General features: G+C 57.8%; 18 protein-coding genes. 17 read left to right on the top strand and 1 reads right to left on the bottom strand.

From position 1 onward, the window contains the following. Window positions 1-92: 92 nt before the first annotated feature. The 3 genes from EV680_RS02765 to EV680_RS02755 all read left to right on the top strand — a co-directional run bounded on the left by EV680_RS02765 (window position 93) and on the right by EV680_RS02755 (window position 3,491). Window positions 93-1,235: a 5-(carboxyamino)imidazole ribonucleotide synthase gene (locus EV680_RS02765; protein ID WP_132952978.1), complete on the top strand. Its 1,143-nt coding sequence runs from the start codon at window positions 93-95 to the stop codon at window positions 1,233-1,235. Window positions 1,236-1,370: 135 nt separating this feature from the next. After that, the gene (locus tag EV680_RS02760; protein ID WP_132953128.1) at window positions 1,371-1,853 is read left to right on the top strand and encodes a GNAT family N-acetyltransferase; all 483 of its coding nucleotides are present in this window, start codon (window positions 1,371-1,373) and stop codon (window positions 1,851-1,853) included. 336 nt (window positions 1,854-2,189) lie between these two features. Continuing rightward, the gene (locus EV680_RS02755) at window positions 2,190-3,491 is read left to right on the top strand and encodes an MFS transporter (RefSeq protein WP_132952976.1); all 1,302 of its coding nucleotides are present in this window, start codon (window positions 2,190-2,192) and stop codon (window positions 3,489-3,491) included. A gap of 105 nt (window positions 3,492-3,596) precedes the next feature. Here the strand turns inward: EV680_RS02755 and EV680_RS02750 are convergent, their stop codons facing one another. Continuing rightward, window positions 3,597-4,511: a LysR family transcriptional regulator gene (locus EV680_RS02750; protein ID WP_132952974.1), complete on the bottom strand. Its 915-nt coding sequence runs from the start codon at window positions 4,509-4,511 to the stop codon at window positions 3,597-3,599. Window positions 4,512-4,747: 236 nt separating this feature from the next. On the opposite strand from EV680_RS02750, the gene EV680_RS02745 reads away from it, so the two are divergent. The 14 genes from EV680_RS02745 (at window position 4,748) to pcaD (ending at window position 19,223) form a co-directional block, all read left to right on the top strand. Further along, on the top strand, window positions 4,748-6,205 hold the full coding sequence (locus tag EV680_RS02745; protein ID WP_132952972.1) for a benzaldehyde dehydrogenase: 1,458 nt from the start codon (window positions 4,748-4,750) through the stop codon (window positions 6,203-6,205). A 67-nt stretch (window positions 6,206-6,272) separates the two neighbouring features. Further along, window positions 6,273-7,412 (top strand): NAD(P)-dependent alcohol dehydrogenase, encoded by a 1,140-nt coding sequence (locus tag EV680_RS02740; protein ID WP_132952970.1) that lies wholly within the window; start codon window positions 6,273-6,275, stop codon window positions 7,410-7,412. A gap of 272 nt (window positions 7,413-7,684) precedes the next feature. Then, window positions 7,685-8,794, top strand: coding sequence for a muconate/chloromuconate family cycloisomerase (locus EV680_RS02735; protein ID WP_132952968.1), 1,110 nt, complete (start codon window positions 7,685-7,687; stop codon window positions 8,792-8,794). 37 nt (window positions 8,795-8,831) lie between these two features. Further along, entirely contained in the window at window positions 8,832-9,122 is a 291-nt protein-coding gene (catC, locus tag EV680_RS02730; protein WP_132952966.1) for a muconolactone Delta-isomerase, read from the top strand. Window positions 9,123-9,244: 122 nt separating this feature from the next. Continuing rightward, window positions 9,245-10,168, top strand: coding sequence for a catechol 1,2-dioxygenase (gene catA / locus EV680_RS02725; protein ID WP_132952964.1), 924 nt, complete (start codon window positions 9,245-9,247; stop codon window positions 10,166-10,168). Further along, a complete protein-coding gene (gene benA / locus EV680_RS02720) occupies window positions 10,128-11,594 on the top strand; it encodes a benzoate 1,2-dioxygenase large subunit (protein ID WP_279387850.1) in 1,467 nt (488 codons plus the stop codon). Before catA ends, benA begins: the two co-directional genes overlap by 41 nt. Beyond that, window positions 11,591-12,076, top strand: a complete 486-nt coding sequence (gene benB / locus EV680_RS02715) for a benzoate 1,2-dioxygenase small subunit (RefSeq protein WP_132952962.1) — start codon at window positions 11,591-11,593, stop codon at window positions 12,074-12,076. Before benA ends, benB begins: the two co-directional genes overlap by 4 nt. A 323-nt stretch (window positions 12,077-12,399) precedes the next feature. Further along, on the top strand, window positions 12,400-13,419 hold the full coding sequence (gene benC / locus EV680_RS02710) for a benzoate 1,2-dioxygenase electron transfer component BenC (RefSeq protein ID WP_132952960.1): 1,020 nt from the start codon (window positions 12,400-12,402) through the stop codon (window positions 13,417-13,419). Window positions 13,420-13,427: 8 nt separating this feature from the next. Continuing rightward, window positions 13,428-14,213, top strand: coding sequence for a 1,6-dihydroxycyclohexa-2,4-diene-1-carboxylate dehydrogenase (locus EV680_RS02705; protein ID WP_132952959.1), 786 nt, complete (start codon window positions 13,428-13,430; stop codon window positions 14,211-14,213). A gap of 166 nt (window positions 14,214-14,379) precedes the next feature. After that, on the top strand, window positions 14,380-15,573 hold the full coding sequence (locus EV680_RS02700; protein ID WP_132952957.1) for a benzoate/H(+) symporter BenE family transporter: 1,194 nt from the start codon (window positions 14,380-14,382) through the stop codon (window positions 15,571-15,573). A gap of 11 nt (window positions 15,574-15,584) precedes the next feature. Further along, a complete protein-coding gene (locus EV680_RS02695) occupies window positions 15,585-16,244 on the top strand; it encodes a 3-oxoacid CoA-transferase subunit A (protein ID WP_132952955.1) in 660 nt (219 codons plus the stop codon). Between the two features lie 13 nt (window positions 16,245-16,257). Further along, window positions 16,258-16,905 (top strand): 3-oxoacid CoA-transferase subunit B, encoded by a 648-nt coding sequence (locus tag EV680_RS02690; protein ID WP_132952953.1) that lies wholly within the window; start codon window positions 16,258-16,260, stop codon window positions 16,903-16,905. A gap of 265 nt (window positions 16,906-17,170) precedes the next feature. Next, window positions 17,171-18,379 carry a 3-oxoadipyl-CoA thiolase gene (gene pcaF / locus EV680_RS02685; protein ID WP_132952951.1) on the top strand — a complete coding sequence of 403 codons (1,209 nt, stop codon included), beginning with the start codon at window positions 17,171-17,173 and terminating at the stop codon, window positions 18,377-18,379. 73 nt (window positions 18,380-18,452) lie between these two features. Further along, window positions 18,453-19,223 (top strand): 3-oxoadipate enol-lactonase, encoded by a 771-nt coding sequence (gene pcaD, locus EV680_RS02680; protein ID WP_132952949.1) that lies wholly within the window; start codon window positions 18,453-18,455, stop codon window positions 19,221-19,223. Window positions 19,224-19,459: the final 236 nt, after the last annotated feature.

Here is a 19,459-nt window from a genome sequence, read left to right as displayed (position 1 = left end):
CTTGTTTTTTTGGATGAGCATCACGCTTTCTGCTACAATGAGCCGCTTTATCCCGCTGTTTTCAGACGGCCTTTTTCCTTTCTCCAAACATCATGAACACAACACCCCGCGCCATTCTTCCACCCGCCATGCTCGGCATACTCGGCGGCGGCCAGCTCGGCCGCATGTTTACCGTGGCCGCCCAAACCATGGGCTACCGCGTTACCGTGCTCGATCCCGACCCGCACGCGCCCGCCGCCGCTTTTGCCGAGCGCCATTTGTGCGCCCCGTTTGACGATGCCGCAGCGCTGGCCGAGCTTGCACAATGCGCCGCCGTTACCACCGAATTTGAAAACGTCAGCGCCGATGCCATGCGCTTTTTGGCCAAACACACCACCGTGTCGCCCAGCGGCGATTGCGTGGCCATCGCCCAAAACCGCATCGAAGAAAAAGCGTGGATACGCAAAGCCGGCCTGCAAACCGCGCCCTATCAAGTGGTGCAAAGCGCGGCCGACATCAGCCAAGCGAGCGCCGGATTTCTGCCCGGTATTTTAAAAACCGCCACGCTGGGCTACGACGGCAAAGGGCAAATCCGCGTGCATTCTCTCGCCCAGCTGCACGAAGCCTTTGTCGCCCACGGCAAGGTGGCCTGCGTGCTCGAAAAAATGGTGGATTTGCGCAGCGAAATTTCTGTGATTGTGTGCCGCCTCGGCAATGAAGAATCGCACACCTTCGACCCGGCTGAAAACATCCACGAAAACGGCATTCTCGCCTATTCCATCGTGCCTGCGCGGCTGCCGCAAACCGTGCTCGGGCAGGCGCGGCAAATGGCGCAGCAGCTGGCCGATGCGCTCGATTATGTGGGCGTGTTGGCGGTGGAATTATTCGTGGTGGGCGATGAGCAAACGCTGGTGGTGAACGAAATCGCCCCGCGGCCGCACAATTCCGGCCACCACACGCTTGATGCCTGCGCCGCCGACCAATTCCAGCAGCAAGTGCGCATCATGTGCGGCCTGCCGCCGGCCGACACCCGCCTGCTCGCCCCCGCCTGCATGGCCAATATTCTCGGCGATGTGTGGCCGGAGCAAGGCGGCGCGCCCGATTGGCTGCCGCTGATGGCCGACACGCGCGCCCACCTGCACCAATACGGCAAACAAAACGCGCGAGCCGGCCGCAAAATGGGCCATTTCACCGTGCTCGCCGACAATGCCGACAGCGCCTTTGCCGCCGCCCAAGCCCTGCACCGCACTCTTTGAGGCAAACCGCACTTTTTGCAGCAGAATGAATGGCTTCTGCCGCAGCAAGCCGATATAATGCTTCAAGCCTGTTTCAGACGGCCTGTGCAGAACAAAGGCCGTCTGAAAACCAACCCCGCTGCCCGAGCACACACCATGAGCCTGATCACCATTTTGCGCGCGGCCACCCCGCACGATTGCGAGCATATCTACAACGCCCACGTTTATTCCGTGCAATACACTTGCGCGCGCAGCTATAACGACCGCATTCTCGCCGCCTGGCGCAGCCTGCTCAGCCCCGAGAGCTATCTCGACACCATTGCCGATGCGCAAAAAGCGCTGTGGGTGGTGGAATACAAAAATCATATTCAGGGCTTTTTCCAGCTTGATTTCAAAGAAGCCCAGCTCGATGCGCTTTATGTGCACCCCTTTGTGCACAACCAAGGCCTGGGCACCGCGCTGCTGCAACGCGCCGAAGAGCTCGCCGCCGAAGCCGGCTTGAGCTTCATCAAGCTCTATGCCTCGCTCAATTCCGTAACCTTCTACCAGCTCAACGGCTACGATTCCCTCGGCGCCGCCGTGCTGCCGCTCAACCGCGAAGTCACCGTGGCCTGCGAATTGATGCGCAAATATCTATAGTGGAATGCAAGAAAAAGTGACACAAAACTACGCACTATAACAGGTAGGTTGGGTTGCCAAACCCAACGTTTCAGACGGCCTGTGGGATTGTTGGGTTTTCAACCCAACCTACCCGTTGCGTCACTTTTTCCCGCATTTCACTATATAAACAAAATATATTTTCTTGCAAGCATCCAAAGGCCGTCTGAAACTTTTTTCAGACGGCCTCTCGATTTCAACTCAATACTTTTTGCGTATAAAAACCGACTCAATCGGTCTTAGACAATACCTTTGCGCGCATATATCGTGTGTTTCCACAAAAACACATTAGATAACAACACGCAAAGGAGCAACCGCATGAGCCGCATTTTGGTGGAAGAAGTGATTGATAAAGCAAAGATTTCGCCGTTTCATTGGCGCATTTTGTTTTGGTGTACGCTGATTATTATTTTCGACGGCTACGATTTGGTGATTTACGGCGTGGTGCTGCCGATTCTGATGCAGCAATGGCAGCTCGATCCGGTCACGGCCGGGGCGCTGGGCAGCACGGCCTTATTCGGCATGATGATAGGCGCGATGCTGCTGGGCACGCTTTCCGACCGCTTCGGGCGCAAGAAAATGATTGTGTTGTGCATTGTGCTCTTCAGCGGCTTTACCGCGCTCAACGGCTTTGCGCAAACGCCGCTGCAATTCGGTGTGATGCGCTTTATTGCCGGGCTGGGCATAGGCGGGGTGATGCCCAATGTGGTGGCGCTGATGAGCGAATATTCGCCCCGCCGCATCCGCAGCACGCTGGTGGCGGTGATGTTTAGCGGTTATGCTATCGGCGGCATGCTCTCGGCGGTGTTGGGCATTTGGATTGTGCCGCAATTCGGCTGGCAGGTGATGTTTTATCTGGCGGTGATTCCGCTCTTGCTGCTGCCGCTGATTTGGACGCAATTGCCCGATTCGGTGGCTTTTTTGGTGCGCCAGGGCAAAATAGCCGAGGCGCGCAAAGTGCTGGCCGCGCTCACTGGCAAGCCCTTGCCCGATGATGCCGAATTGGCGGTGCACCAGCCGCAGAAAACCGAGCAGTCGCTCGCGGCTTTGTTCAGCAACAACCGCGCTTTGAGCACCTTGATGTTTTTTCAGGCGTTTTTTATGTGCCTGCTGATGGTGTATGGTTTGGGCTCGTGGCTGCCCAAGCTGATGACCATGGCGGGCTACGGCTTCGGCTCCAGCTTGATGTTTTTGCTGTTTTTGAATATCGGCGGCATCATCGGCGCGATTGGCGGCGGCTGGCTTTCCGACCGCTTCCACCCGCGCCCGGTGCTGATGCTGTTTTTCACGCTGGCAGCGGTGTCGCTGGCGCTGCTCGGTTTTAAAAGCCATGTGGCGGTGCTTTATTTTCTGGTCACCGTGGCCGGTGCCACCACCATCGGCTCGCAAATTCTGCTTTATGCTTATGTGGCGCAGTTTTACCCCACGGCGATTCGTTCTACCGCTTTGGGCTGGTCTTCCGGCGTGGGGCGCATCGGCGCGATTTTGGGGCCGGTGCTGGGCGGCGCGCTCTTGGCCATGCAGCTTTCGCACCAAATGAACTTTTTGGCCTTTGTGGTGCCCGGCGCGCTGGCGGTGATCGCGATTATGCTGACGGCGGGGCGTAAAGAGGCCGTCTGAAAGAAAATCAATCACATAAGGTTTATCAAGCCCATATCAAAGGCCGTCTGAAACGTTTCAGACGGCCTTTGATATGCCCGATGATGCGCTGTTGTTTACCCGCAATTAAATCTGCTCACGGGTGTAAGCCACCCCCGCTTGGTCGTAAAGGATGTAGATAATATCAAGCAGTTTGCCCAAGTTTTCGGAATGGTCGTGCTGGCGCATGCTCATAATCACGGGTGAAACGGCATTGGCATCGTAGATCGGCATAAAATGAATGTCGTTGCGCAACATGCCGTAAAGGCTTTTGGGCACGATGCTCACGCCCTCACCCGCCGCCACCAGCCCCAGCGCAATTTGCAATTCGCGCACTTCGATAATGCGCTCAGGCTTGAGCGAGCGGTCGGCAAAGATGCTCAACACCTGATCGGCGAAGCTCGGGCGCGGGGTTTGCGGAAATATAATCAGCGGCTCTTCTGCCAAATCAATCAAATTCAGCGCGCCACCGCGCTCGGCAAGCGGGTGGCCCTGCGGCAGCGCCACCACCAGCTTTTCATGGCGCAAAATAATGCGCCGCACCAGTGAATCTTCTATGCGCAAGCGGCCGAAGCCCACATCGATTTTGCCCTCTTTGAGCGCGCTAATTTGCTCACCGGTGCCCATTTCGTGCAGCGTGATGGGGGTGTCGGGATATTGCTGCCGCCAGCGGTAAATGATACGCGGCAGCATGCCGTAGAGCGTGGAAGCCACATAGCCCACGGCCAAATTGTGCTCGATGTGGCTGATGCGCTGCGTCATCGATTTCAAATCGGCGGCTTTGGCCAATAATTGCTGGGCGTGGCCGTAGAAAAACTGCCCCGCTTCGGTGAGCTTGAGCGGACGCGCGCCACGCTCAAACAATTGCACGCCCAATTCTTCTTCAAGCTGCTGAATCTGGCGGCTTAAAGGCGGCTGGGCGATAAACAGCTTTTCAGCGGCGCGGGTAAAGCTCTGCTGCTCGGCCACGGCCACAAAATAGCGCAGATGTCGAAGCTCCATATGATACCTTTTAAGTATTGAGTTGATACCGAATCGGTTTTAGACAGGCTATATCGGCTGTTGTATGGTGTAATCAGCTTGTGAATATACCCAATGGCTATGATTAAGTCTATCAAAACCTTGCACCGCTTTTCTACGCGCACCCCCACACAAGTGGCGGTAAAAAAGCATGCCGCCCTTTGATTTTTCGGTTATCGTGATGCGCAGGCATTTTAAAGAGATAAAGGATAAAGGATATGTCGTTATTAAATGATCAAGCCCTTTGGCAGGGCAAGTTTTTCAACGGGCAATGGCAAGCCGCTTCGCAAAGCAGAGAAGCGGTGGAAGTGGCCACCGGTCAAGTGTTGGGCGCTATCGGCTATGCCGATGGCCGCGATATTGCCGCATCAGCTCAAGCCGCCAAAGCCGCCCAGCGCGATTGGTGGCGGCGGCCTTATCAAGAGCGGCAGGCGGTGATGGAGCGTGCGGCGGATATGATGGTGCAGCATCAGGCGGAAATCATCGACTGGCTGGTGAAAGAAAGCGGCTCGCTGCCGCTGAAAGCGGGCTTTGAATGGCGCGTGTCGCATCAGGTGATGAAACACTGCATCGGCCTGCCGGCGAGTGATCAAGGGGTGTTGCTGCCCACGCAAAACGGCAAATTAAGCATGGCCAGGCGCTTGCCTTTGGGCGTGGTGGGCGTGATTTCACCGTTTAATTTTCCTTTATATCTGGCTTTGCGCAGCGTGGCGCCGGCCTTGGCGCTGGGCAATGCGGTGGTGCTCAAGCCCGATGAGCGCACGGCGGTGTGCAGCGGCTATGTGATCGCCCGCATTTTCGAGCTGGCTGGCCTGCCCGCGGGCTTGCTGCATGTATTGCCGGGTGGTGCTGAAGCGGGCGAAGCGCTCACGCTGGATGAAAATATTGCCAGCATTCAATTTACCGGCTCCACGCAAGTGGGCCGCATGGTGGGCGCCAATGCCGGCAAAACCTTGAAAAAAGTGTCGTTGGAGCTGGGCGGCAAAAATTCGCTGATTATTTTGGACGACGCCGATATCGAGCGGGCGGCGGAAAACATTGTATGGGGCGCGTTTTTGCATTCGGGTCAAATCTGCATGACTTCAGGCAAGATTTTGGTGCAAGAAGCCATTTATGAGCGCCTCAAAGCGCGCGTTACCGAAAAAACCCGCCAATTGGTGGTGGGCAACCCCGCACAAGAAAATGTCACCATCGGCCCCTTGATTGATGAAAAACAATGCCGGCGGGTGGCCGACTTGGTACAGGCTGCGGTGACGCACGGTGCGCGGCTGGAAACCGGCGGCGATGCCCAAGGGGTGTTTTTCCGGCCGGCGGTGCTCTCGGGCGTGTCGAAAAACAATCCTGTGTTTCACGAAGAAATCTTCGGCCCGGTGGCTGTGCTGATTCCTTTTGCCGACGATGCAGAGGCCGTGGAATTGGCCAACGACGGCGATTACGGCTTGTCCGCCGGCATCATCACGGGCAATGTGGGCAGGGGCATGCAGCTGGGGCAGCAGCTCAATGTCGGCCTGTTGCACATCAACGACCAAACGGTAAACGATGAAGTGGTCAACCCCTTTGGCGGCTTCGGCGCTTCAGGCAACGCCACCCGCATCGGCGGGCCTGCCAATGCCGATGAATTCACCCAATGGCAATGGATGACCATCCAGCCCCAAGCGCCTCATTACCCGCTTTGAGCGCCCTGCCCACCTTTCATTTGCCGCCTGATAAGGGGCGGCAAATGCCAAACCCAGGAGAGAAAAAATGAGCCAAACAACACCGCTTCAAAACATCACCGCCGCCGTCACCCCGGGCAAAGGCGCAGATTTTGTGTTGACGCCCCTTAAAATCCGCCGGCCGCAACGGGACGAAGTGTTGGTGAAAATCGTGGCCACCGGCATGTGTCACACCGATTTGATTGTGCGCGACCAATATTACCCCGTGCCCCTGCCTTCCGTACTGGGGCACGAAGGTGCCGGCATTGTGGAAGCCGTGGGCCCCGAAGTGCGGGCTTTGCAGGCGGGCGACCATGTGGTGCTCAGCTACGGGCATTGCGGCATCTGCAAGCAATGTGTATCGGGCAGGCCGGCTTATTGCGCCGAATTTTTCGGACGCAATTTCAGCGGCGCCGATGAGCAAGGCGGCCATGCCGTGTGCAGCCATGATCATTCCGATATGCACGATCACTTTTTTGCCCAATCTTCTTTTGCCAGCTATGCCATCAGCCGCGAAAGCAATGCCGTGAAAGTGGATGCCGGTGCGCCGCTTGAATATCTGGGGCCTTTGGGCTGCGGCATTCAAACCGGCGCAGGTTCGGTGATGAATGTGCTGAAAGTGCCGCCGGCTGCCAGCTTTGCCACTTGGGGCGCCGGAGCGGTGGGCTTGAGCGCTTTGTTGGCCGCCAAATTTTGCGGCGCCGCCACCCTTATCGCCGTGGATATCGATGAATCGCGCTTGGCGCTGGCGCGGGATTTGGGCGCCACCCACACCGTTAACAGCAAAAATGAAGATGCGGTGGCGGCGGTGAAGGCCATCACCCACGGCGGCGTGGATTTTGCGCTGGAATCCACGGGCCGGCCGGAAGTGTTGAAACACGGTGTGGATGCCTTGGGCACATTGGGCAAAATCGCCGTGGTGGGCGCACCGGCCTTGGGCACCACCGCCCAATTTGATGTAAACGATTTATTATTGGGCGGCAAAACCATTGTGGGCGTGGTAGAAGGCAGCAGCGTGCCCAAAGTGTTTATTCCCGAGCTGGTGGATTTGTTTATGCAGGGCAAGTTTCCTTTCGACAAGCTGATTAAATTTTATGATTTCAAAGACATCAATCAAGCCGCCATCGACAGCCAAAAAGGCATTACCTTAAAGCCGGTGATTAAAATCGCGGACAGCCATTCCGATTAATAAATCATCTTTGCATAAACAGAGGCCGTCTGAAACTTTTCAGACGGCCTTTGTTCACCCATTTTATCTTTACACAAGCAAGCCCGCCCAGCAAAGCACAGCACAGCACAGCAAACTTCAGCTTTCCCGCACTCATCCGACACGCCAAACCGCATCTGCTTCCGCCCTCAATCTTTATACCTTTTAAGTATTAAATTTATACCAAATCGGTTTTAGACAGCCTATATCAGCTGTAGTAAGGTGTAATCACTTCTTAAATATACCCAATAGCTATGATTCATTCTATTAAAACCCTGCTACTGGAATTGCCCACCATCAGGCCGCACAAATTGTCTGTCACCACCATGCACACGCAAACTTTGGTGTTGGTGCACATCACTTTTTCAGACGGCATTGAGGGCTGGGGCGAGGCCACCACCATCGGCGGGCTGAATTATGCCGAAGAAAGCCCGGCGGCGATTAAAACCAATATGGACACCTATATCGCACCGCTGCTGCTGCAAAAGCAGCCGGAAAACGCAGCGCAGGCGATGCAGCTTTTGGAAACACACATCAAGGGCAACCGCTTTGCCAAAAGCGCGGTGGAAACGGCGCTGCTCGATGGCGAAGCCAAGCGCCTGGGCGTGCCGCTGAGCGCGCTGCTCGGCGGCGCGCTGCACCAAGCGCTGCCGGTGGCCTGGACTTTGGCCAGCGGCAACACCGAGCGCGATATTGCCGAGGCCGTGCACATGATAGAAGCCGGCCGCCACCGTATTTTCAAGCTGAAAATCGGCTTGTGCGGCGTGGAAGAAGATGTGCGCCATGTGCTGGCGATTAAAAAGGCTTTGGGCGGCAGCATCAGCGTGCGGGTGGATGTGAACCAAGCGTGGACGGAGCTTGAAGCCATGCGCGGCATTGCCCTGCTGCAAGAGGGCGGTATCGACTTAATCGAGCAGCCTGTGGCCGCACACAACCGCAACGCGCTCAAGCGCCTGAGCGATTATTTCAGCGTGGCGCTGATGGCGGATGAAGCCGTGCTGGGGCCGCAAAACGCCTTTGAGCTGGCCGCCGGCCATTATGCCGATGTGTTTGCCGTGAAAATCAATCAGGCCGGCGGCTTGCGCAATGCCGCATTGGTGGGGCAAATGGCCGCGCTGGCCGGCATCGGTTTATACGGCGGCACCATGCTCGAAGGCGCCATCGGCACGCTGGCTTCGGCGCATGTGTTCAGCACTTATCCCGAGCTCGCATTCGGCACCGAATTGTTCGGCCCCTTGCTGCTCACCGAAGAGATTATGGCCGAGCCTCTGCCCTATCGCAATTTCATGCTGCATCTGCCGCAAAAACCGGGCTTGGGCATTGAAGTGGATAAAGAAAAAGTTTACCGCTTGAGCAAAACCTGAGCCGCCACCACAACATTATTCTGCCAAGGAACACATCATGTTATTTCACGTAAGAATGGATGTACACATTCCCAAAGACATTCCGTCTGAAACCGCCGAGCGCATCAAGGCCGATGAAAAAGCCTATTTCCAAAGCTTGCAGCAAAGCGGCAAATGGCGGCACATCTGGCGCGTGGCCGGCCAATATTCCAACATCAGTATTTTCGATGTGGAAAGCAACGAAGAATTGCATCAGCTTTTGATGTCGCTGCCGCTCTTTCCCTACATGCACATCGAAGTGATGGCGCTTTGCCGCCACCCTTCATCGCTGCATGCGGATGATCGTTAAACCTTTCCCCACCCTTTCAGACGGCCTGAACACACGCTCAGGCATGTGAAAACCCGTGCTGCGTTTGCGCTGCACAGCTTTGCCACACCCTAAAAATCTACAAACCGCCCAGGAGAAACACCATGAACCACCAGCAAATCGACCAATTGGTTAAAACCTTCAACATCGACACCGCCAAAGGCCAAGTCAACCCGCGCGTGCAGGAAATCACCGTACGCCTGGTGGCCGATCTTTTCAAAGCCATCGAAGATCTCGACATGAGCCCGCACGAAGTGTGGAAAGGTATGGAATTTCTGATTGACGCGGCCAAAGCCAACGAAATCGGCCTCTTTGCCGCCGGGCTCGGCCTTGAGCGCTTTGTCGACATCCGCGCCGACGAAGCCGAAGAAAAAGCCGGCCTCTCAGGCGGCACGCCGCGCACCATCGAAGGCCCGCTGTATGTTTACGGTGCGCCCGAAAGCACCGGCTTTGCCCGCATGGACGACGGCGCCGAATCGGCACACGCCAAGCCGATGATTCTGGAAGGCACGGTTTACGATGCCGAAGGCCGCCCCGTGCCCCATGCCAAAGTGGAAGTGTGGCACGCCAACACCTTGGGCAATTATTCGTTTTTCGACAAAAGCCAGAGCGATTTCAACCACCACCGCACCATCATCACCGATGAAAAAGGCCGCTACAAAGCCCAATCCATCGTGCCCAACGGCTACGGCTGCCCGCCCGAGGGCTACACCCAAGCCTTGCTGAACCTGCTCGGCCGCCACGGCCGCCGCCCCGCACACGTGCATTATTTCGTTACCGCGCCGGGCCAGCGCAAGCTCACCACCCAAATCAATATCGACGGCGACGAATATCTGTGGGACGACTTCGCTTTCGCCAGCCGTGAAGGCCTGGTGCCGCCGGTGCAGGAAGTAAACGACGAAGCCGCGATTGCCGCGCAAGGTTTGGATAAACCTTATGCGCACATCGTGTTCGACATCCACCTGCTGCCCGAAACCGAGGGCGTGTTTGAAGCCGAAAACGAGCGCCGCCGCGCGGCCGCCGCCTGAGCGCAGCCCGAAGCATTCAGACGGCCTCACCAATCAATCCAGGCCGTCTGAAACCCCTTTTAAGGAGCACACCATGATTCCCATCCACACTGAAAAAAAGCGCCTCGACGACTTTTTAATCGAAAACCACGAAACCGGCGATTACCGCCTGCACCGCAGCGCCTTCACCGATGAAGAATTGTTTGAGCTGGAAATGAAACACATTTTCGAGGGCAACTGGATTTATCTGGCGCACGAAAGCCAGATTCCCAACATCAACGATTACTACACCACCCACATCGGCCGCCAGCCGATTGTGATTGCCCGCAACCGTCAGGGTGAGCTGAACGCGTTTATCAACGCCTGCACCCACCGCGGCGCGCAATTGTGCCGCTTCAAAAAAGGCAACAAAGCCACCTACACCTGCCCGTTTCACGGCTGGACCTTCAACAACAGCGGCAAACTTTTGAAAGTGAAAGACCCCGACGAAGCCGGCTACCCCGAATGCTTCAACAAAGAAGGCTCGCACGATTTGAAAAAAGTGGCGCGCTTTGAAAACTACCGCGGCTTTCTCTTCGGCAGCATCAACCCCGATGTGGCGCCTTTGAGCGAATTCTTAGGCGAAGCGGCCAAAATCATCGACATGATTGTGGACCAATCCGCCGACGGGCTGGAAGTGTTGCGCGGCTCCTCCACTTATACCTTCAACGGCAACTGGAAGCTGCAAGCCGAAAACGGCGCCGACGGCTACCACGTTTCCGCCGTGCACTGGAATTACGCCGCCACCACGCAGCACCGCAAAGAAGTGCAGGCCGCCGACAACATCCGCGCCATGAGCGCCGGCAGCTGGGCCAAACAAGGCGGCGGATTTTATTCGTTTGAAAACGGCCACATGCTGTTGTGGACCAACTGGGCCAACCCCGAAGACCGTCCCAATTGGGACAAACGCGAAGCCTATGCCGAGCAATTCGGCCAAGCCACCGCCGATTGGATGGTGCAGCGCTCGCGCAATTTATGCCTTTATCCGAATGTGTATCTGATGGATCAATTCGGCTCGCAAATCCGCCTGCTGCGCCCGCTCTCGGTAGACAAAACCGAAGTGACGATTTACTGCATCGCCCCCAAAGGCGAATCCGACGAAGCACGCGCCCACCGCATCCGCCAATACGAAGATTTCTTCAACGTGAGCGGCATGGCCACGCCCGATGATTTGGAAGAATTCCGCTCCTGCCAAGAAGGCTACAACGGCATCGCGCTGGAATGGAACGATATGTGCCGCGGCGCCACCCACTGGATCGAAGGTGCCGACCAAGCCGCCGCCGACATCGGCCTCAAGCCGCTGCTCTCGGGCGTGAAAACCGAAGACGAAGGCCTCTACACCGTGCAACACCGCTACTGGCTGCAAGAAATGAAAAAAGCCGTGGCCGACCAAGGAGCAGAAAAATGAGCCGCATCGAACAAATCAGCCAGTTCCTCTACCGCGAAGCCCGCTATCTCGACGACAAACAATGGGAAAAATGGCTGGCCTGCTACCACCCGCAAGCCTCTTTCTGGATGCCGAGCTGGGACGACGATGGTTCGCTCGTCACCGACCCGCAGCGCGAAATTTCACTGATTTATTATCCCGACCGCCAAGGCTTGGAAGATCGTGTGTTCCGCATCGAAACCGAACGCTCCAGCGCCACCATTCCCGACACCCGCACCTCGCACAACATCAGCAATGTCGAGATTCTGGCCGAAGAAGGCGCGAAGCTCACCGTGCGTTTCAACTGGCTCACCTTCAGCTTCCGCTACCACACCACGCACACCTATTACGGCTGCTCGGAATACGATTTGGATGTGTCGGGCAACGAGCCGCTGATTACGCGCAAATATGTGGTGCTGAAAAACGATTACATCAACCAACCGATTGATGTGTATCACGTTTGAGGCCGTCTGAAAGAGATGCGTAGGTACGATTAGCGCAGCGTAATCGTACGCATGCAAAAGGCCGTCTGAAAGGATGCGTAGGTTCGATTAGCACAGCATAATCGCACGCATGCAAAAGGCCGTCTGAAAGGGTGCGTAGATACGATTAACACAGCGTAATCGTACGCATGCAAAAGGCCGTCTGAATGTTTTGCGAATAATTTCATACCGGCCACTGAAAAAAGCAAACCTCACGGCTTGCGAGCCACCGCAACAACACAACAAAAACCTTGCAGACAAGCATCACAAAGCCGTCTGAAACACAAAAACAAAGGAGAAGCCCAATGGAACACACCATCGCCCTGCAATTCGAAGACGGCGTTACCCGCTTTATCGGCTGCCGCAGCGGAGAAACCGTGGCCGATGCGGCCTACCGCCAAAAATTCAATATCCCGCTCGACTGCCGCGACGGCGCTTGCGGCACCTGCCGCAGCTTTTGTGAATCGGGCAGCTTCGATATGCCCGAGAGCGGCTACATCGAAGACGCGCTCACGCCCGAAGAAGCTGCCGAAGGTTTTGTGCTCACCTGCCAGATGAAGCCCACTTCCGATTGCGTGCTGCGCATCGCTTCTTCATCGGAAGCGGCCAAAACCGGCGTGGCCGTGTATGAGGGCGAATTGGTGGAATTGGCGCAGCTTTCCGAATCCACCATCGCCTTCGGCATCAAAACATCCGCGCCGGAAGAATTGGTGTTTCTGCCCGGCCAATATGTCAACGTAAGCCTGCCGAGCACGGAAGAAACCCGCTCTTATTCGTTCAGCTCGCCGCCGATGGCCGACATTGCCCGCTTTGTGGTGCGCAACGTGCCCGGCGGCAAAATGAGCAGCCATTTGAGCAGCGCGGCCAAAGTGGGCGACAAAATGCAGTTTGCCGGCCCTTACGGCAGCTTTTACCTGCGCCCCGTGATCCGCCCCGCCCTGTTTCTGGCCGGCGGCACCGGCATCGCGCCTTTTCTTTCCATGCTCGACAGCCTGGCCGTGTCGGGCTGCCATTATCCGGTGAACCTGGTGTTTGGCGTCACCAACGATTTCGATTTGGTGGCGCTGGAAAAGCTCGATGAAATACAGGCGCACCACCCGTGGTTTCACTACACCACCTGTGTGGTGAGCGAGGCGAGCGCGCACCCGAAAAAAGGCTATGTTACCCAGCATATCGAGCCCGAGTGGCTCAACGATGGCGATGTGGATGTTTATCTCTGCGGGCCGGTGGCAATGGTGGAAGCCGTGCGCGGCTGGCTCGAGCAATCGGGCATTGCGCCGAAAAGCTTTCATTTTGAAAAATTTTCCGCCAGCGAGCAGAAATAGGAGCCCTTATGAATCCGCGTTTTAACAACAAAATCTGCATTGTCACCGGCGCAGCACAAGGCATCGGCCAAGGTGTGGCGCTGGCGCTGGCGGCAGAAGGCGGCACCGTGGTGCTGGCCGACCGCAGCGAATTTGTGCACCACACCGCCGAGGCCATCCGCAGCGCCGGCGGCAAATGCCTCACCGTGATGGCCGATCTAGAAACCTTTGCCGGTGCGCAAAGCGTGGTGGATGCAGCGGTGGCCGAGTTCGGACGCGTGGATGTGGCCGTGCACAATGTGGGCGGCACCATCTGGGCCAAGCCTTATCAGGAATACGCCGAAGCCGAAATCGAAGCCGAAGTGCGCCGCTCGCTCTTTCCCACGCTGTGGAGCTGCCGCGCCGTGCTGCCGACGATGATTGCCCAACAAAGCGGCAGCATTGTGAATATTTCTTCGATTGCCACCCGCAGCATCCATCGCATTCCCTACGCCGCCGCCAAAGGCGGGGTAAACGCCATGAGCATGAGCTTGGCGATGGAGCACGCTTCAGACGGCATCCGCGTCAATGCCGTGGCCACCGGCGGCACCGAGGCACCGCCGCGCAAAGTGCCGCGCAACCCCCAACCCTTGAGCGCGCAAGAGCAGGCTTGGTATCAGGCGATTATTGACCAAACCGTCGAATCCAGCCTGATGAAGCGCTATGGCAGCATCGAAGAGCAAGTGCGGGCGATTTTGTTTCTGGCATCGGATGAAGCGAGCTACATCACCGGCACCGTGCTGCCCGTGGGCGGCGGCGATGTGGGCATGGGATAAGGCCGTCTGAACGATTTCTGCTTAATGCGTAGGGACGATTAGCGCAGCGTAATCGTACGCATGCGAAAGGCCGTCTGAAGGTTTAAAGAGCATGATTCATGCGGATGATTTCATGCTAAATGCCCACGATTTAACCCACTTTGCAACCCAGCACAAGGAAGCTGCCATGCTGAAAGACTTTTCCCTTTCCGCCCTTACCGCCGGTTTTCTGGCGGTGCTGATTTCCTATGCCGGGCCGATGGTGTTGATGTTTCAGGCAGCCTCGGCGGCGCAGATTTCCACCGAGATGATGATCACTTGGGTGTGGGCGGTTTCCATCGGCGCGGCGGTGTCGGGCATTGTGCTCAGCACGCTTTTGAAAGTGCCGGTGATCACCGCTTGGTCGGCGCCGGGCAGCGCGCTGCTGATCACGCTTTTTCCCGCGCTGAGCCTGGGCGAAATGGCCGGCGCTTATCTCACCGCCGCCGCGGTGATGCTTGCCATCGGCTGGCTGGGCTATTTCGATAAACTGATGGCCTTTATTCCAAAAGGCGTGGCCGCCGGCATGATGGCGGGCATTTTGTTTCAGTTTGGCACACATGCATTTGGCGCAGTAGCCGAGATGCCTTTTTTGCTGTTTGCCATGCTTTTGGCTTATCTCACCGCCAAAAAATGGCTGCCGCGCTACACCGTGGTGCTGGTGTTTGCCATCGGCCTGCTGCTCACGGCGCTGGGCGGCCACTTGGATTTCAGCCGCGTGGCGCTGAGCATCACCCGCCCGGTGTGGATTGCGCCGGAATGGACGCTCTCTTCCACCTTAAGCCTCGCGCTGCCGCTGATTATGGTGAGCCTCACCGGCCAATTTCTGCCCGGCATGGCGGTGTTGCGGCTGGCGGGCTACACCACGCCGGCCAAGCCGATTATGACCATTACCGGCATTGCTTCGCTGGCGGTGGCCTGCTTCGGCGGCATCAGCATTGTGTTGGCGGCCATCACCGCTTCGCTGTGCACCGGCAAAGATGCCCATGCCGATCCGGCCAAACGCTATATCGCCGGCATCAGCAACGGCGTGTTTTACCTTATCGGCGGCCTTTTTGCCGGCGCGATCGTGACCTTGTTCACCGTGCTGCCCAAAGCCTTGATTGCCATTTTGGCCGGGCTCGCGCTGATCGGAGCCATCGGCAGCAATCTGGCCGCAGCGATGGAAGACACAAATCACCGCGAAGCGGCGGTGATCACTTTTCTCGCCACCGCCTCCGGCATGACACTTTGGGGCTTGGGCGCGGCTTTTTGGGGCGTGGTGATCGGGCTTTTGGGGGCATGGCTGCTCAAGCCCAAAACACAACCCACGCTTTCAGACGGCCACACACATCAAAAATAAAGGAGCAAACCATGATAGACAAAACCGCCTTATCCCTGCATGAAGCGGTGGCGCAAATCCACGACGGCGCCACCGTGATGATCGGCGGCTTCGGCACCGCCGGCCAGCCGGCCGAGCTGATAGACGCACTGATTGAGCACGGCGCCAAAGGGCTGACCATTGTCAACAACAATGCCGGCAACGGCGACATCGGCCTAGCCGCTTTGCTCAAAGCCGGCCAAGTGGAAAAAATGATTTGCTCGTTTCCACGCCAGAGCGATTCTTATGTGTTTGACGAACTTTACCGCGCCGGCAAAGTGGCGCTGGAATTGGTGCCGCAAGGCAATCTGGCCTGCCGCATCCAGGCCGCAGGCGCGGGGCTGGGCGCGGTGTTCACCCCCACCGGCTACGGCACGCTTTTGGCCGAGGGCAAAGAAACGCGCGAAATTAACGGCCGCCAATATGTGCTCGAATACCCGATTCATGCCGATTTCGCCCTGATTAAAGCCTATCAGGGCGACCGCTGGGGCAACCTGGTTTACCGCAAAACCGCGCGCAATTTCGGCCCCATTATGGCCGCCGCCGCCCAAACCACCATCGCGCAAGTGAAAGAAATCGTGGCCTTGGGCGATTTAAACCCCGAGCACATCATCACCCCCGGCATTTTCGTGCAACACGTTGCGGCCGTCTGAAAGGAGCCTTGCCATGAATTACCAAGCCAGAAGCCGCGCCGAAATCGCCCGCCGCGTGGCGCAAGATATCCGCGAAGGCATGTATGTCAACCTCGGCATCGGCCTGCCCACCAAAATCGCCGATTATCTGCCTGCCGATGCGGAAATCTTCCTACACAGCGAAAACGGCCTGCTCGGCATGGGCCCCGCCCCGAGCGAGCGCGAGCGCGACAGCGAGCTGATTAATGCCGGCAAAGAATACGTTACCCTGATTAAAGGCGGCAGCTTTTTCCACCACGGCGACTCATTTGCCATGATGCGCGGCGGCCACATCGATTTGTGCGTGCTCGGCGCTTTCCAAGTGGCGGCCAACGGCGATTTGGCCAACTGGCACACCGGCGCAGCCGATGCCATCCCCGCCGTGGGCGGCGCAATGGATTTGGCCGTGGGCGCCAAAGAAGTGTATGTAACCATGGAGCACACCACCAAAACCGGCGCACCCAAAATCGTGGAAACCTGCCGCTACCCGCTCACCGGCATGGCCTGCGTCAACCGCATCTACACCGATTTGGCCGTGATCGACATCACGCCGCAGGGCTTGCTCGTGCGCGAAATGGTGGAAGGATTAGATTTAGCCGAGTTGCAAAACCATACTGAAGCCAAGTTGCAAGACGGCCGCTGATGCCTTGAGGCCGTCTGAACGCTTTTCAGTTTGCAGTGCGTAGGTACGATTAGCGCAGCGTAATCGTACGCATGGATGCGAACGCGCTCCGGGCTTGTCGGGATAGAGCGCATTCCGGCCGGATTACATGCGTACGGTTACGGCCTGCGGCCTAACCGTACCTACGGGTTTTGCGAGTGCACGCGAAGCCTGTCTGAAACACAAAACAAACACCATGCCGTCTGAAAACCTATTCAGACGGCCTACCGACACCAAGGAAAAACCCATGAGCCAAGCCTATATTATCGATGCCGTGCGCACTCCTTTCGGCCGCTACGGCGGCAGCCTCGCCGGCGTGCGTGCCGACGATTTGGCCGCCGTGCCGATGGCCGCCCTGATGGCGCGCCACCCCCATCTCAATCCCGCCGCGCTCGATGATGTGCTATACGGCTGCGCCAACCAAGCCGGTGAAGACAACCGCAACGTGGCGCGCATGGCCGCGCTTTTGGCCGGCCTGCCCGAGAGCGTGGGCGGTGTCACGCTCAACCGCTTGTGCGGCTCCGGCCTCGATGCCGTGGGCACTGCCGCGCGTGCCATCAAAGCGGGCGAGCAGCATTTGCTGATTGCCGGCGGCGTGGAGAGCATGAGCCGCGCGCCTTTCGTGATGGGCAAGGCCGACAGCGCTTTTTCGCGCAGCCAAATCCTTGAAGACACCACCATGGGCTGGCGCTTCGTCAACCCCAAAATGCAGGCCGCCTACGGCGTGGAAAGCATGCCGCAAACCGCCGAAAACGTGGCCACCGAATGCAACATCAGCCGCGCCGACCAAGATCAATTTGCGCTCGCCAGCCAACAAAAAGCCGCGCGCGCGCAAGCGGCAGGCATATTTGCCGAAGAAATCGTGCCCGTGTCTGTTCCCCAACGCAAAGGCGATGCCTTGCTGGTGAGTGCCGATGAGCATCTGCGCCCGCACACCACGCTCGAAGCGCTCGCCAAACTCAAGCCCGTTACCCGCGCCGATGGCAGCATCACCGCCGGCAACGCCTCGGGCATCAACGATGGCGCTTGCGCCTTGCTGATCGCTTCCGAAACCGCCGTGCAGCAACACAGCCTTGCCCCCAAAGCCCGCATTGTCGGCATGGCTGTGGCCGGGCTGGCACCGCGCATTATGGGCTACGGCCCCGTGGCGGCGGTGCAAAAAGTGCTCGCGCAAACCGGCCTCACGCTGGCGCAAATGGATGTGATCGAATTAAACGAAGCCTTCGCCGCCCAAGCGCTGGCGGTAATGCGCGCGCTGGGCTTGCCCGACGATGCCGCCCACGTCAACCCCAACGGCGGCGCGATTGCACTGGGCCACCCGCTGGGCGCATCGGGCGCGCGCCTGGCCGCCACCGCGCTCTACCAATTGCAGCGCAGCGGCGGGCGCTATGCCTTATGCAGCATGTGCATAGGCGTGGGGCAAGGCATTGCGCTGATTATCGAGCGCGTGTCTTGATATTGAATACAAACAGGCCGTCTGAAACTGAAAGCGTTCAGACGGCCGCAAAACCCAAAAAAAGGAACACACCATGTGGATCAACACCCACGATAAAAACCGCCTCTATGCCCAATCATTCGGCGATGAGCAAGCACCTGCCCTGATTTTCTGCAATTCGCTGGGCACCGACCACACCATGTGGCAGCCACAAATCGATGCCTTGGCCGCCGATTACCGCATGATTGCCTACGACACGCGCGGGCACGGCCGCTCAAGCGCCGAGGGCAGCGGCTGGACGCTGGCCGATTTGGGCAAAGACGTGATCAGCGTGCTCGACGGCTTCGGCATCGAAAGCGCACAATTTTGCGGCATTTCCATGGGCGGGCTCACCGGCTTGTGGCTGGCCATTCATCGCGCCGAACGCTTCAGCCGCCTCACCGTGAGCAACACCGCCGCCAAAATCGGCAATGCCGCCGCTTGGCAAGTGCGCGCAGAAATCGTGCGCAGCGAAGGCATGGGCAGCATTGCCGATTCCGCCGCCTCGCGCTGGTTTACCCCCGCCTTTTGCGAGCGCCGCCCCAGCATCGTGGCGCGCCTCACCGACACCCTGCGCCACAGCCACGCCGAGGGCTATGCCAAATGCTGCGACGTGCTCGCCACCGCCGATGTGCGCGCGCTGGTGCATCAAGCCGATGTCGATGTGCAAGTGATCGGCGGCAAACACGATGCCGTCACCACCGTGGCCGATGCGCAATGGCTGGCGCAAAACCTGCCCCGCGCCTCGCTGGCCGTGTTACCCAGCGCGCACATCGCCAATATCGAGGCGACCGCCGAATTCAACCGCCTGCTGCGCCCGGCTTGAGCCGGAAAAGCCGGTTTTCGCACCCCACCCGATGCCGGCCGGGTAGATTTAAATTGAACTTTTTACTCTAAACCCTTTCAGACAACACATGCATGCCGCCAACCGGCGCTTGCCGCAGGCCGCATTATCCGGCTGGGCGCACTAGGGCGTCCTGACAATTACTTGTCATAAAAATAATCAGATAAAAGAAAGGCAGATAAGTTAAAATTTTTGTCGCCAAACAAAACATACTTATC

It is taken from the genome of Uruburuella suis (assembly GCF_004341385.1).
In the GTDB taxonomy this organism is placed as follows: domain Bacteria; phylum Pseudomonadota; class Gammaproteobacteria; order Burkholderiales; family Neisseriaceae; genus Neisseria; species Neisseria suis.
Note: the sequence above shows the minus strand (reverse complement) of the source record. Positions and strands in the feature narration are given on the sequence as shown.